The sequence below is a fragment of the Brevibacillus sp. DP1.3A genome, from assembly GCF_013284245.2.
GTDB lineage: Bacteria > Bacillota > Bacilli > Brevibacillales > Brevibacillaceae > Brevibacillus.
The window spans coordinates 918,641-935,518 of the sequence record NZ_CP085876.1; the positions used below are offsets into that span (position 1 = coordinate 918,641).

Here is a 16,878-nt window from a genome sequence, read left to right on the forward strand (position 1 = left end):
GGCTTACCGACCAATATCCATTTTAAAAGTCTGATCAAGCAGAGCGGGTGAGGAACTTCATAAGTTTAGAGGGTTCCCCCTTCATTATCAAGCTCAAAAAGGGAGGATAACCATGACCATGGAAGATCAAGTGAATCATTGGCTTTCAGAATTGGCAGGAGAGGCTCCATTACTGCAGCTTCCGTTTGATGTCCCCAGACATAAGAATGCTCGCTATGTGGAAGAGACGCAATTGATTGATCTGTCAAAAACGATAGGGGAGAAAGCGAGTTTACTTTGCGAGCAAGAAGAGACCGACATGTTTACGCTATTCTTGGCTGCATACCATAGCTATCTTTACAGATATACGGGGCAAAACGACATTCGGATTGGTGCGATAGCGGGTGGTAGTTCTGCTTTTTTTGCAAGTCGAGTGATTGTTGGTGGAACGAAGAATTTTAAGCAGCTATTGAACGAAGTCAGAGAGAATGGGATTGAGGAGAAGCTTGCCAATAGCTCCGAAACTACGAAATTATTTCATACCTTTTTAAGAGCGAGAAAAGCTGGGGATGAGGATAACAGACTTTTTGTCGATTCCCAAATAGAAAATGTAGAGCTGCGTGTTGATGTCGAAGAGGCTGAGGGAATGCGCATAACATTTACATATAATTCCTTCCTATTTACACAACAAACGATACGACGAATGATCGAGAACTTCCATAACTGGATCGAACAAGTAATTACTAATGTCGATACTCCTATCGATTTATTAAGACTGATATCCAAAAACCAAGAGAGAGAACTGGTAGACGAGTGGTGCAGGAAGGATGAACCCACGAATGTTCCTGGCACAATCTTGGCTGCCTTTGATTTCCAAGCCAATCGGAATCCCGATGCCATTGCGCTCGTTTTTAAGCAAGAGAAGATGACCTATAGGGAATTGGATCTCCGCTCAAATCAATTAGCGAATTACCTCCGAAAGATTGGCGTAACGAGTGAAGTGCTGGTGGGAATATGCCAAGAGCGTTCCATTGAAATGATCGTGAGCATATTGGGTGTGTTGAAAGCAGGAGGCGCCTATGTACCGATCGATCCTGCTTATCCCGTTCAAAGACTCCACTATATTTTGGAGGATGCAGCTTTACAAGTAGTGATTGCGGATGAAGCGTCCGCGACGAAAGTGCCTGACGGAATAAAAGTGGTTAAATTGTTGGATTATTGCAAAATTTTGTCGAATGAAAGCACGGAGCCTCCTGCAATGGAAGTAAACGGCCACAATCTTGCTTATGTCATCTACACCTCCGGCTCGACAGGAAATCCGAAGGGCGTAATGATTGAGCATCATTCCGTTATGAATTTTCTTCAAACGCTGGAGAGTCGCAGTCCGCTTTTACAAACGGACAGGCTTTTGCAAAAAACGTCTGTTTCCTTTGATGCGTCTGTTTGGGAACTCTTTTGGTGGATGTTGAAAGGTGCTAGCTTGTACATCCTCCCGAACAGCGATGAGAAAGACCCCGCCTTGCTTGTGAAAGCAGTCGAGATGCATAAAATTACCCATCTTGAGTTTGTGCCGACTATGTTGAAAGCCGTCTTGGATTGTATAGAAAATTATGGTTCTTCTTCTGCATTATCCTCCTTGAAATACATCACAGTTGGAGGGGAAGTGCTTCCGCCTCATGTTGTTACGAAAAGTATCGATCGATTGACCATTCCTCATGGTACCAGCTTATACAACACGTATGGGCCGACAGAGACGACAGTCGAGGTTGCCAGCTTCAAATGCCATCCAGATGAAACACACACGCAAATACCCATTGGAAAACCGAATGCCAATACACAGTTATACGTGTTGAACGAGCATTTGCAAATTCAACCTGTCGGAGTTGCCGGAGAGCTGTATGTCGGCGGATCAGGCGTAGCAAGAGGTTACTTGAACCGTCCTGAATTGACAAAGGAACGCTTTATTTCCAACCCGTATTGTGCGGGATCAGACTCGCGGTTGTATCGAACGGGAGATTTGGTTCGATACCTGGCCGACGGAAACTTGGAGTATATCGGGCGGAATGACAACCAGGTAAAAGTGAGAGGGTACAGAATTGAGCTAGAGGAAATTGAAGTCACTCTAGGCAATCATTCGACTGTTGAACAAGCAATCATTGTCGCGAAAAAAGACGCCTATGAAAATAACAAGCTGATCGCTTATGTGATAGGGTCTGGAACGGTAACAGAATGGCGTGATTATCTGAAGGCTCAGCTTCCAGAGTTCATGGTTCCGGCCTATTTTGTGAAAATGGATGTTTTCCCGCTTACTCCCAGCGGAAAAATTGATCGTAAGTCACTGCCAGAGGTAGGCAATAGTCGCCCGCATGTTTCGACGGAATATGTAAAACCGGATACAGAATGGGAAATGAAGCTCTTGGACATTTGGAAGGATTTGTTCGGATACGATGAGATTGGCGTCGAGGATAATTTCTTTGAATTAGGCGGACATTCGCTGTTGGGGACTCAGGTTATTGCCAGAATCCGTGCTCTTTTCAAGAAAGAGATTCCGTTGTCTGCTCTGTTTACATATCCGACGATTCGGAGCATCGTGCCGATTGTAACTGCCGCAGATGAGGTAAATGCAGTAGATGCGTTACCTGCCATAAAGAGGGTATCACGAGATCGAGAATTGCCGCTTTCTTATTCGCAAGAAAGAGTGTGGTTTTTAGAACAGCTAAGCGCTAATAATTCGGCTTATATTTTTCAAGCCACAATGAAAGTGCGTGGGATGCTGGAGCTCCCCATTCTCAATAAGTGTTTTACAGAGATTGTGCGCAGACATGAAATATTCCGAACCGTTTTTCATGAGAAAAATGGGCAACCGTATCAAGTGATCTATGAACCATTCGATGTGGAATTGCCTGTCATGGATGTTTCGCACTTACCTGAGAGTGATCGTGCCGCTGAAGTCCATAGATTGATCCAAATGGAGATCAAAAATCCGATTGATATCGCGCAGCTGCCATTAGCCCGCTGGATTGTTTACAAGATTTCTGAGTTGGAGTCCGTCATTCTGTTTGTGGAGCATCATCTGATTCATGATGGATGGTCGTTCCGCAAATTTTTAAAAGAGCTGTTTACGCTGTACAGTGCCTATCTTGAAAATAAACCATCTCCATTGGCTGAGTTGCCGATTCAATTCGCAGACTATTGCGTATGGCAAAATGAGTTGTTTAAGCGCGGCAAGGAAAACAAGCAGTTAACGTACTGGAAGAATCTATTGCAAGGGGCGAATGGGGTTCTGGAACTGCCCACTGACAGGCCACGACCAGTAAATCAAACCTTTCACGGGAATATGTTCACCCAATTAATACCGGAAGAACTGTATCTTCAACTGCGTGATTACTGCATGAAAACAAACACGACCTTATTTATGGTCATGATGGCTGCGTTTCAAACCTTGCTCCATCGTTATTCCAATCAAGAAGACATTATAGTAGGTTCGGGTGTCGCGAATCGGCGCTGGAAAGACACGGAAGAATTGATCGGAATGTTTGTGAACAATATTGTGATCCGTCAGCAATTTACCGACAATATGACGTTCCAGGATGTATTGCAAGACGTGAAGATGTCAGCTTTGGAAGCGTACGAGAATCAAGAGATTCCTTTTGATCAAGTAGTCGATGCCTTAAAACTGAAGCGTGATCAAAGCCGTAACCCTCTATTCCAAGTCATGTTTAGTTTCCAGGATGCAAAAGTCACTCATCTACCTGTATCCAACCTGAATATTCAACTCACCGAAGGCATTAGCAACGGATCCGCCAAATTTGATATCAACGTAGTGGTGACGAATCACGAGGAGCTCGCTTCTTCCCTTTTAACAAAGGATGAATACGGAAGTATAAGCCTTGACTGGGAATACAATACGGATTTGTATGACGAATCTACTATGCGCCGCATGTTCGCGCATTATATTGAATTGCTGAAAAGCGTTCTTACACACAGTGACCGGACGTTGCATTCCATGCCTATGCTGAACGCTTCTGAGCAGAACCAAATCCTTCAAGAGTGGAATGACACGGAAGTTGCGTTTGAGGATCAGAAAACGCTCCATCAAATATTCGAGGAGCAAGCTGCCCGGACGCCAGAGCGAATGGCGGTTGTATTCGGCAATGAACAATGGACCTACAGGCAAATAAACAACAGGGCAAACTTCCTGGCAAGCAAATTGCGAAATATGGGAGTGAAGCCGGATACATTAGTAGGATTAATGAGTGAGCGTTCTCCCGACATGATGATTGGTATTCTTGCCATTCTAAAAGCGGGTGGAGCGTATATGCCGATGGACACAGTGGCTCCGAAAGAAAGACTGTCCTATATTCTCCGGGATAGCGATACGAAGGTCGTCGTCATGCAAGAGAAATTCAGGACAGCGATCGGTTTCAATGGACCTGTTCTGTTATTTGAAGAGAATAGGCCGGATCAGGATGTGGAATGCGATAATCTTGAGTCCGTTGCCCATTCGAAAAATTTGGCGTACGTCATCTATACCTCAGGTTCGACGGGAGCACCAAAAGGAGTCATGATCGAACATTGCTCGGTTGTCAATCGGATGAACTGGATGGTCCATCGCTATCCTATGGGCGAGTATGACACCATTATGCAAAAAACTCCCTATTGTTTTGATGTTTCCGTAACGGAGTTAGTCCTATGGTTTTTCACTGGCAGCAAACTATGTTTCCTCGCTCCCCATGCAGAGAAAGACCCGGAGCTTATTATCAAAACGGTTGCCCAGTACCAAGTAACTTATATTCATTTTGTTCCATCTATGCTCAGCATCTTTTTAGACCATTTGGAGAACGTGGATTGCGCAGAGGAAATCAAAACTTTACAGCGAGTTTATACGACCGGGGAAGCTTTGAGTACGGATCAGGTTCAACGTTTTCATCAATTAATCGGGCAACGGAATCATACGACGCTTATCAATCTGTATGGTCCTACGGAAACGACAATTGAAGTGACCTACTATGATTGCCATGCCGATAGCAAGGTAATCCCTATTGGTAAGCCTATGGATAATATTCAAGCTTACATCCTCAATAAGGAAGGGGATCTGCAACCAATAGGTGTGATGGGAGAATTGGTTATTGGGGGTATTGGTCTTGCACGAGAGTATATCGGAAAACCCGAGTTAACAGCTGAACGTTTTGTCCCGAATCCTTTTGGCAATCTATCTGAAAGGCTATACAAGACAGGTGACTACGCGCGGTGGATGCCAGACGGCAATATTGAGTATATCGGGCGTATGGATAATCAAGTGAAAATTCGCGGTTATCGGATTGAATTAGGTGAAATCGAAGCGGTTATGAGGAAGCAGCAAGGGGCAGGAGAAGTTGCAATCATTGCCCATGAATATGAGCCGGGGGATAAACGATTAATTGCTTATTACAGTGGGGCATCAGAGGTCGAGACATTAAAAAGCCATTTACAGAAACAGTTACCGCCGTATATGATTCCTTCTTATTTTGTACGGGTGGGGGAAATGCCGCTCACATCGAGTGGCAAATTAGATCGTAAAGCATTGCCACTGCCTGAGATCCACATTGTAAGCCATCACTACACAGCGCCGCGAAACTCAACGGAAGAATTGCTCGCACTCATATGGAGTAAAATTTTACGAGTAAACCAAATTGGGGTATTTGATTCGTTCTTTGAATTGGGCGGACATTCCCTTTTGGCAACACAGGTTGTATCGCGCATACGAGAAGTGTTTGGTCAACATCTACCTCTCCGAGCGATCTTTGATTGCCCGACCATTGAAGGCTTGGCTAAGCGGCTAACCGAATTGCGACAAGGCGAGAAAATGGTTCAATTGCCTGCGCTCCTGCAAGTGGATAGAACGGAACCGATCCCGTTATCTTTTGCGCAGCACCGGTTGTGGTTTTTTGACCAACTGGAGCCTGGAAGCAACGTCTATAACATTCCATATGTATGGCGCTTAAGCGGTTCGTGGGATGTTGCCGGATTAGAAACAGGATTTAACCAATTGATTGAACGTCACGAAATGCTTCGTAGCGTATTCGCAAAACAAAATGGCGTCCCTGTACAGCTCGTTAAGCCGCATCAGCCAAGATCATTACCTGTCATGGATGTAAGCAGTCTCTCCGCGGATGAAAGAGAAAAGCAGGTCCAGCATTCTATTCAACGGAGTGCTGATCGCGTATTTGACTTGAGTCAAGGACCGTTGATTGAAGCCGAGCTGATTAAGCAGGATGAATCGGAGTATGTTCTTCTTTGTACCGTACATCATATTGTTTTCGATGGCTGGTCAGAGGATATCTTGTTGGACGAGTGGATGGCATTTTATGAAGAAGCAGTCAGCGGAACGCCTGCCGATCTGCCACCGTTATCCATTCAATACGGGGACTTTGCTGTGTGGCAAAGACAATGGCTATCGGATGAGACGATGAAAGAGCAAGTGGCGTATTGGGAAAATGAACTTGCAGACGAGCTTACGGTGCTTCAGTTGCCATTCGACCGTCCACGGCCAGCGATTCAAACGTATGCAGGGGACATGCAGCATATCGATTTGGCACCTGCATTATTAAAAAAGCTAAAAGCTTTTAGCAAACAAGAGGGTGCTTCCTTGTTCATGACATTACTGGCTGCCTATCAGGGCTTTCTCTCTCGCTATACCGGACAAACAGACATTTTAGTAGGAAGCCCGGTTGCGAATCGCACGCGAAAAGAAATGGAAGGGTTAATCGGGTGCTTTGTAAACACGCTGGTTTACAGAGTGAACGTCGAAGACAATCCAAGCTTTAGGCAATTGGTCGCCCAAGTCAAAGAAAAAACGTTGCGCGGGCAAGAAAATCAGGATGTGCCCTTTGAAAAAATAGTAGAGGCTCGCAAGCCAGAGCGAAATGCAAGCTACTCCCCTGTCTTCCAAACGATTTTTACGATGCAGACTCACCTGAGAAACGTAAAGCAATGGCCAAATCGAAAAATTGAGCCAGTGAAAAGCACCATCAAGGTAGCTAAATTTGATTTGTCGATTTCAATAGAAGTCAATTCAGAGCATTCGTTGACGATTTCATTTGGCTACAACACAGACCTATTTAATCCGTCCAGTATAGAACGAATGATCGGACATTTTGTGAATTGGCTCGAGCAAGTGATGGCATATCCTGAGGAGTCAATAGAAGGCTTGCGACTGATTTCAGAAGAGGAAGAAAAACAACTGCTGGAAATGTGGAGTAATCATTAGGAGGTGCTGTATGCAAGATTCCATTACCGCATTATTTGAAGAACAAGTGGAACTTCATCCTGATGCCATTGCATTGGTATACAAAGATGCAAGCCTTACCTACAAGGAGCTTAACAGCAGAGCGAATCGATTGGCGCATTATTTAAAATCGTGCGGGGTTGGAGCAGAGAGTCGAGTTGGCTTGTACATGGATCGCTCGTTTGAAATGATCATCAGTATGGTCGCTATTTTAAAGGCAGGCGGGGCCTATGTCCCGCTTGACCCTGCCTACCCTGAGCAACGATTGCTCTATATGCTGCAAGATGCAAGCATTTCGATTGTGCTGACACAAGAAAGCTTGGTGCCCAGACTGCCGGACGGATTGAAAATCGTTTGTCCCGATCTAGACGCTAGCAAGATCAACAAGGAATCAGATGCAAATCTAGGCGAGAGTACGACTTCGGAAAGCCTAGCCTATTTGATGTATACGTCCGGTTCGACAGGAAATCCCAAAGGGGTACTTATCCCTCAACGAGGGGTGATTCGACTTACGAAGCACGCCTCATATGTATCACTCACACCGGATGAAACCATGCTGCAACTCGCTTCAATCTCATTTGATGCGGCGACCTTCGAAATATGGGGGAGCTTGCTAAATGGCGCGAAATTGGTGATTTATCCATTTCACGGTCTGTCTCTAGACGAACTGGGTCAAGTGCTGCTTGAAGAAGAAATCAGTACGTTATGGCTAACCGCAGGCGTCTTTCATCAAATGATTGATTACCGGATCGAAGACTTAAGAGGAGTGCGTCAATTGTTGACGGGCGGCGACATTGTGTCCGCCAAGCATGCGCAACGCGCCTTAGACATGTTACCAGATACACTGGTGATTAATGGGTATGGCCCGACAGAAAACACGACATTTACTTGCTTTTATCACATAAAACAGAAGAGCGAGATTCAACATTCTGTTCCGATCGGTCGACCCATCAATGATACGGAGGTCTTTATCCTTAACGATAAGCAAAAGCTCGTTCCTGTTGGTCTTGTGGGCGAATTATATGTGGGGGGAAAGGGACTAGCTTTCGGATACTGGAATCGACCGGAGTTGAATCAAGAGAAATTTATTCCGCATCCCTTTCAGACAGACTCTGAAGCGAGATTGTACAGAACAGGCGATTTGGTGAAATTTGTGCCGGGGCGAGGAATCGAATTTATCGGGCGAAAAGATAATCAAGTGAAAATAAGAGGGAACCGGATCGAGCTCGGTGAGATCGTAGCTATTCTCAACCAGCATGAGAGTGTAAGAGAAGCCATCGTCCTTGTACATGAATATGGAGCCGATGATAAACGCCTGATCGCTTATATCGCGGGAGACGGAGATGTCGATGAATGGAAACAGTATGCGAGTGAACAATTGCCGCCTTTCATGGTCCCTTCCTATTTTGTGAAAATGGACGTTTTCCCGCTCACAGCGAACGGGAAGGTAGACCGTCAAGCATTGCCGCTGCCAGAAATGCGCACGATGAAGGATGAATTTGTCGCACCACGTACGGATACAGAGAATCGGATCGCAGAGATTTGGCATGAAATTTTAAAGGTGGAGCGTCTTAGCATCCATGACTCCTTCTTCGATTTGGGCGGACACTCGCTGCTTGCGACGCAGGTCATATCCCGCTTGCAGGATGCCTTTCATCTGTCTATCCCGTTGCGCATCCTGTTTGAATGCCCGACGATCGCAAGCCTAGATGTCAAAATCATGGAGCTGGGCCGGGATGGAAAAAGAGAACGGACACCAGCTATTGCGAGAGTCTCTCATCGAGATAAGCTGCCGTTATCGCATGCTCAGCAGCGTCTATGGTTTTTACATCAACTGGAACCGGAGAGTACGGCCTATAACGTTCCTCACATGTGGCGTTTAACAGGGCAGTGGAATGTGCGTGCACTGGAAACGGGCTGGAATGCACTCCTTCAACGCCATGACATCTTGCGCACTGTGTTTTCGAATGAAGGGGGTCAACCTTTCCAGGTCATTGAACCCTATGTGTATCAAACGTTACCAGTGATCGATCTACGCGATCGACCTGCTGCCGAAAAAGAAGAGCAAATCCACGACTATATCGAACAGGAAGCAGACAAAAGGTTTGATCTACAGCGAGGACCTTTGATTCAAGTCAAATTCATCGTCGTTGAAGATGATCAGTTCCTTTTGCTGTGCACGATGCATCACGTCATTACGGATGGCTGGTCTGAAGATATCTTATTGGAAGAATGGCTGTCCTTTTACGAGGAAGTAGAGAGTGGAACTCGTGCGGAGCTGCCAGATTTGCCGATTCAATACGCTGATTTCGCCGTATGGCAGCGCGAATGGCTGACGGATGAGGTGATGGGCCAACAACTCGATTATTGGAAAGCGGAGTTGTCCGGAGAGCTTCCTGTCTTGCAATTGCCGATCGATCGACCAAGACCAAGCATTCAAACCTATGCCGGAAGTATGCATAAAATTGTACTGGCATCCGAATTGCTTGAGAAGCTGAAAGCGTTCAGCCGACAAGAGAATACCACCTTATTTATGACTCTGCTGGCTGCTTACCAAGGCTTTTTATCCAGATATACCGGACAAAACGATATTTTAGTAGGCAGCCCCATAGCGAACCGTAATGTAAAGGAAATCGAAGGTTTGATTGGCTTTTTCGTCAATACGCTCGTCTATCGGGCGAATCTTCAAGATAACCCAACGTTCAAGCAATTGCTTGCCCAAGTAAAAGAAAAAGCTCTTCAGGCACAGGAGTACCAAGATGTTCCGTTTGAAAAAATCGTCGAGATGTTGCAAGTGGAACGCAATACGAGCTACTCCCCGGTATTTCAGACGGTGTTCACATGGGCTGAAATGGAAGCGGATGTCTATCGCACGTCCAGTGGACAATTAGAGAAAATGCCAGTTCAGATCAATGTGGCAAAATTTGATCTTCAGTTATCCACGGGTGAGTCTGAAGACGGTCTCGTGTTGAACATGATCTACAACACGGATTTATTTGATCCATCCACCATTGAAAAAATGACAGACCGCTTCGCGCATTGGTTACAAGAACTTGTAAACGCACCGGATATACCGATTGCTTTGCTGGAATTGTTGACCGAGGAAGAACGTCACAAACTCTTACTCGAATGGAATCACACTGGTAGTGACTTTGGAAAAAATGAGGGGGCTACAGTCTCCAAGCAAGATTCCATCGCCACATTATTTGAAGAACAAGTGGAGCTTCATCCTGACGCCACTGCTTTAGTATACAAAGGCACTAGCCTGTCCTATAGAGAGCTTAATAGCAGAGCAAATCAATTGGCGCATTATTTAAAAGCGTGCGGGGTTGGAGCAGATAGCAGAGTAGGCTTGTACATGGATCGCTCGTTTGAAATGATCATCAGTATGGTCGCAATTTTAAAGGCAGGCGGTGCCTATGTTCCGCTTGACCCTGCCTACCCTGAGCAACGATTGCTTTATATGCTGCAAGATGCAAGCATTACGACTGTACTGACACAAGAAAGCTTGGTGTCCAGACTGCCGGACGGATTGAAAATCGTTTGTCCTGATCTGGACGCTAGCGAGATCAACAAGGAATCAGATGCAAATCTAGGCGAGAGTACGACTTCGGAAAGCCTAGCCTATTTGATGTATACGTCCGGTTCGACAGGAAATCCGAAAGGGGTACTCATTCCTCATCGAGGGGTAATCCGACTTACGAAGCACGCCTCATATGTATCACTCACACCGGATGAAACCATGCTGCAACTCGCGTCAATTTCATTTGATGCGGCGACCTTTGAAATATGGGGGAGCTTGCTAAATGGCGCGAAATTGGTGATTTATCCATTTCATGGTCTGTCTCTTGAAGAGTTGGGACAGGTGTTACGTGACGAAAAAATTAGTACGTTATGGCTAACCGCAGGCGTTTTTCATCAAATGATCGATTACCGGATTGAAGATTTAAAAGGGGTGCGTCAATTGTTAGCTGGCGGCGACATTGTGTCCGCCAAGCATGCGCAACGTGCCTTGGATATGTTGCCAGATACATTGGTGATTAACGGGTATGGCCCGACAGAAAACACGACATTTACTTGCTATTATCCTATAAAAAATAAGAGCGCAATCCAGCACACCATTCCGATCGGTCGACCGATCGATGATACAGAGGTGTATATCTTAAGCGAAATGTTAAAGGTAGTTCCTGACGGTCTCGTGGGGGAATTGTTCGTGGGAGGCAAGGGACTAGCTTTCGGATATTGGAACCGACCGGAGATGAACCAAGAGAAATTTATTCCGCACCCGTTTCATTCAGACCCTGAAGCGAGATTATACAGGACGGGCGATCTGGTGAAATATGTGTCGGGGCGAGGAATCGAATTTATCGGGCGAAAAGATAATCAAGTAAAAATAAGAGGGAACCGAATCGAGCTCGGTGAGATTGTAGCTGTCCTCAGCCAGCATGAGAGCGTAAGAGACGCCGTCGTCCTTGTACATGAATATGGAGCGGATGATAAACGTCTGATTGCTTATATCGCGGGAGACGGGGATGTCGATGAATGGAGACGGTATGCGAGTGAACAATTGCCGTCTTTCATGGTCCCTTCCTATTTTGTGAAAATGGACGTTTTCCCACTGACAGCTAACGGGAAGGTGGACCGTCAAGCATTGCCGCTACCAGAAATGCGCACGATGAAGGATGAATTTGTCGCACCACGCACGGATACAGAGAATAGGATCGCATCGATTTGGAGGGAAGTTTTAAAAACGGAAACGGAACGATTGAGTATCCACGATTCCTTTTTCGATTTGGGCGGACACTCGTTGCTTGCGACGCAGGTCATTTCCCGCTTGCAGGAAGCCTTCCAATTGTCTATCCCGTTGCGCATCCTGTTTGAATGCCCGACGATCGCAAGCCTAGATGCCAAAATCATGGAGCTGGGCCGGGATGGAAAAAGAGAACGGACACCAGCTATTGCGAAGGCCTCGCATCTAGAAAAGCTGCCGTTATCGCATGCCCAGCAGCGTCTATGGTTTTTACATCAATTGGAGCCAGAGAGTACGGCGTACAACGTTCCTCACATGTGGCGCTTAACAGGGCAGTGGAATGTGCAGGCGCTGGAAACGGGATGGAATGCGCTCCTTCAACGCCATGACATCTTGCGCACTGTGTTTCTGAATGAAGGGGGTCAACCTTTCCAGGTCATTGAACCCCATGTGTATCGAATATTGCCAGTGATTGATCTACGCGATCGATCTGCCGCCGAAAAAGAAGAGCAAATCCACGATACTATCATGCAGGAAGCAGACAAAAGGTTTGATCTACAGCGAGGACCTTTGATTCAAGCCAAATTAATCGTTGTCGAGGCGGATCAGTTCCTTTTGCTGTGCACCATACATCATGTCATTACGGATGGCTGGTCAGAGGATATCTTATCGGAAGAATGGTTGGCCTTTTACGAGGAAGTAGAGAGCGGGGCACGTGCGGAGCTGGCAGAATTGCCGATTCAATACGCTGATTTCTCGGTATGGCAGCGCGAATGGCTGACGGATGAAGTGATGGGCCAACAACTGGACTATTGGAAAGCCGAGTTGTCCGGGGAGCTTCCTGTCTTGCAATTACCAATCGATCGACCAAGACCAAGCATTCAAACCTATGCCGGAAATATGCATAAGATGGTGCTGGCAACTGAACTGCTTGAGAAGCTGAAAGCACTCAGTCGGCAAGAGAATACGACCTTATTTATGACTCTGCTGGCCGCTTACCAAGGCTTTTTATCCAGATATACCGGACAGACCGATATTTTGGTGGGCAGCCCCATAGCGAATCGAAACGTAAAGGAAATCGAAGGATTGATTGGCTTTTTCGTAAATACGCTCGTCTACCGGGCGAACCTCCAAGACAATCCAACGTTCAAGCAATTGCTTGCCCAAGTAAAAGAAAAAGCTCTACAGGCACAGGAGTACCAGGATGTCCCGTTTGGAAAAATCGTAGAAATGCTGCAACTGGAACGCAATACGAGCTACTCCCCGGTATTTCAGACGGTGTTCACATGGGCAGAAATGAAAGCGGAAGTCTATCAATCGTCCAGTGGGCAATTAGAAAAAATGCCGGTTCAGATCAATGTGGCGAAATTTGATCTTCAGTTATCCATGGGTGAGTCTGAGGACGGTCTCGTAATGAACATGATCTACAACACGGATCTATTTGATCCATCCACGATTGAAAAAATGACAGACCACTTCGCGAATTGGTTGCAAGAGCTGGTGAACGCACCGGACGTGCCGATGGCCTTGTTAGAATTGTTGAGCGAGAAAGAACGTCACAAAATCCTCGTGGAGTGGAATGATACAGCAGTCGCCATTCCGGAGAATACATGCCTGCATGATTTGTTCATCGAACAAGCAAAAAAGACACCAGAACTCATAGCAGCTGAATATGGTAGTGAAAAAATGACCTATCAAGAACTGGATAGACGTTCTAACCAGTTGGCGCACTACCTGATTATGCTGGGGGTTGGACCCAATACGCCTGTCGGGATATGTATGAATCGCTCCATAGAGCTTGTCATATCGATTCTCGGCATCGTAAAGGCTGGCGGAGCATTTCTCCCCTTGGATACTGAAATGCCGCAAGCAAGGATGGCGAAACTGTTGGAAAGCTCCAAAACCAACATTTGTATATCTGAGCCGGAGTTCATGAACCTGTTTGGACAAGCCACTCATGTTAGATGTATAGATTCCCAAGCGGAAAGGGAAAAAATAGCGAGCATGCCGGAGGGATTGCCGGAGCAAACCGTAAAACCGACAGATTTGGTCTCGATTTATTACACGTCAGGATCGACGGGAAATCCGAAAGGCGTTGAAAACCACCATTATGGTTGGGTAAATCGCATGCTATGGATGCAGCGACAACATGGCTTGGAGCAGGGCGAGTCAGTTCTGCAAAAAACTACCTTAACATTTGATGATGCAGCTGTTGAGTTTTTTTGGCCATTGTCTGTAGGGGGACGGATATCACTCTTGGAACCATGGCTGCATCGGGACCCTGAGGCGATTATCCAGGCTGCCATTCACTATCAGGTGGCGTGCATTCAATTTGTACCGAGCATGCTCAATATGTTTGTGGACACCCTTACTTCAGAGGACGCACCCAAATTGCACAAATTAAAAAATGTCATCTCCAGTGGTGAGGCGTTATTACCCGAAACAGTAGGCAAGTTCTTTAAAAAGCTAAATGCCAAACTCCATAATACGTGGGGGGCCACAGAAGTATCGATCGACTCCACCATTTACACATGCTCGCCAATGGACGTGCTGGAAAAGGATTGTGTGAGTGTAGGCAAGCCGATTGATAACAACAGAGTCTATGTTCTTGACCAAAATAGGAAGGCTGTCCCAATTGGCGTCATTGGCGACCTTTATATCGGGGGCCTTGGATTGGCCAGAGGCTATCTGCATAATAGCGAGAAAACCCAAGAAGTATTTATGGAGAATCCGTTTGTACCAGGAGAAAGAATATATCGAACGGGAGACAAGGGGTACTTCCTGCCTTCGGGCAACATTAAATTCGTAGGCAGACAAGATAATCAAATCAAGATTAGGGGCATGCGGGTGGAATTGGGTGATATTGAATCCACATTAAGTAGGCATCCGTCTGTTCGTGAAGTAGCCGTTATTTCTGTTAAAAACGACAGGTCAGCTACCGAATTGGCTGCTTATATCGTAGGGGACGGGGATGTAAACGAATGGCGGGCATTCCTGAAGGAGCATTTGCCTGCTTATATGATTCCAACTTATTTCATGAAGTTGGACAGCATTCCTAAAACTACGAGTGGAAAAATTGACCGAAATAGACTGGAATTACCATATGTGAAACCAAGCGATTTCTCGATCATCGAGCCGCGCACGATACCTGAGGAGCTTATACACTCCATCTGGTGCGATATAGTGCAGGTGGATCAGATTTCGATCAAGGACTCATTCTTTGATAGGGGTGGACATTCCTTATTGGCTACGCAAGTCATTTCCCGCATGCGAACCGTTTTTGGGATGGACATACCTTTGCGCACGATATTTGAGTTTCCAACCATTGAAGCGATTGCCGCTCGTATATCTGAGATCAAGCAAGGTAGTGAAACGAGTACCCGCATTCATGAAGTATCGCGAGTAGAAAATCAGACAGATGTCTCCTTATTCGAAGTATCGCACGGGCAAAGAAGACAATGGTTCCATGCAAAATTCAGTGACCAAGAAGCAGTAGGAGGAGTTTACCTCTTTGAAGTAGCTGGTCCCGTTGACAGTCATTCTATGTACAGGTCTATGGGCCTCATGTTTGAACGTCACAGAATCATGCGCACGACGATTATAGAAAACGAAGGGCAATTGTATCAAAAAGTGCATGACGACCTTGAGGTGGAAAATGCGTTTATAGATTTGTCTTCCTTATCTGTGACGGAAGGCGAGCAGCGCATCAAAATGGATTTACAAGCTGCTCTGTACAAGCCATTTGATTTTTCGCGAGAGTCTTTCTTCCGGATGACTTTGTACCGAGTCACACCAACGAAGCATTTCCTCATCTTGAGTGCTCATCATATTGGATTTGATGGCTGGTCCTTAGATGTGTTTATGAATGATCTGAGGGGCATTTATCAACAAGTAAAGAGTGATGTGCAACAGGAGTTTTCCAAACCATTGGATTATATGGATTACACCTTGTGGCAGCAAGCACGATTGCAAAATGGAGAACTGAACCGCCAACGGGACTATTGGTTAAAACAGCTGCAACAAAATGTAGAGGCACCGTTCATACCGCGAGAGACACATTCGTTCACTCACGGCAATCGAATTTCAAACGTAGCATCGCTCCCAATCGAGCAAGTGACGGGACAATCGCTTTTAGAATTGACTCGAATGGCTGGTGGTACTGTCTATACGAGCTTGCTTGCGGCGATCAACATTTGGCTGTCACTCCTCACAGATCAAACCATCATTACTGTCGGATCGACTTTATCTGGTCGTACACAGACGGACCTTGAAGGAATTATTGGTCCGCTAATCAATCCGGTCGCCATGCGTACAGATTTGTCAGGCAATCCGACTGTATTGGAAATGTTGAACAGAACAAGAGAAACCGCATATGGTGCGTACGAGAATCAAGAGTATCCGTACAATTTGGTCGTAGAGGATCAACTAGCTACCACAGGCGATAAGAAGAGTTTGTATTCCATTGTTTTTATTGGACAACACGTATCGAACAATCAGCCGGAATCAGCTGTAATTACCTTTACGGAATGTCCGTTACGTCGTTTTCTGGACGAAACGATTATCAAAGCATATGAAGGAAGTCACTTCGTTCAAGATGATCAGTTGGATATGATGTTATTTTTGTCCACGCGTCATGACCAACTGACGTTAACGGCACATTACAACACGGAAGCATTCAGCGAGAATACCATGGATACGTTACTGGATCAGCTAAAGCATGTCATCTGCCAAATGATTGACAATCCAATGCAGCGCTTGTCTCAAATAAACTTGGTGGAAGAATATGATTTCAATGAACTGTTCAGCTAACTAGTTTATGGCTGTTGGGGCATGCTGGTGAGAGCCGCATGCCCAACCATTACGCAGTTGCGTATCGGGGTGA

General features: G+C 45.9%; 2 protein-coding genes. Both read left to right on the forward strand.

Features of this window, described 5'->3' with window-relative positions:
- Positions 1 to 112: 112 nt before the first annotated feature.
- A complete protein-coding gene (locus HP399_RS04180) occupies positions 113 to 7,228 on the forward strand; it encodes an amino acid adenylation domain-containing protein (protein WP_173616913.1) in 7,116 nt (2,371 codons plus the stop codon).
- Between the two features lie 10 nt (positions 7,229 to 7,238).
- Positions 7,239 to 16,805: a non-ribosomal peptide synthetase gene (locus HP399_RS04185; protein WP_173616912.1), complete on the forward strand. Its 9,567-nt coding sequence runs from the start codon at positions 7,239 to 7,241 to the stop codon at positions 16,803 to 16,805.
- Positions 16,806 to 16,878: the final 73 nt, after the last annotated feature.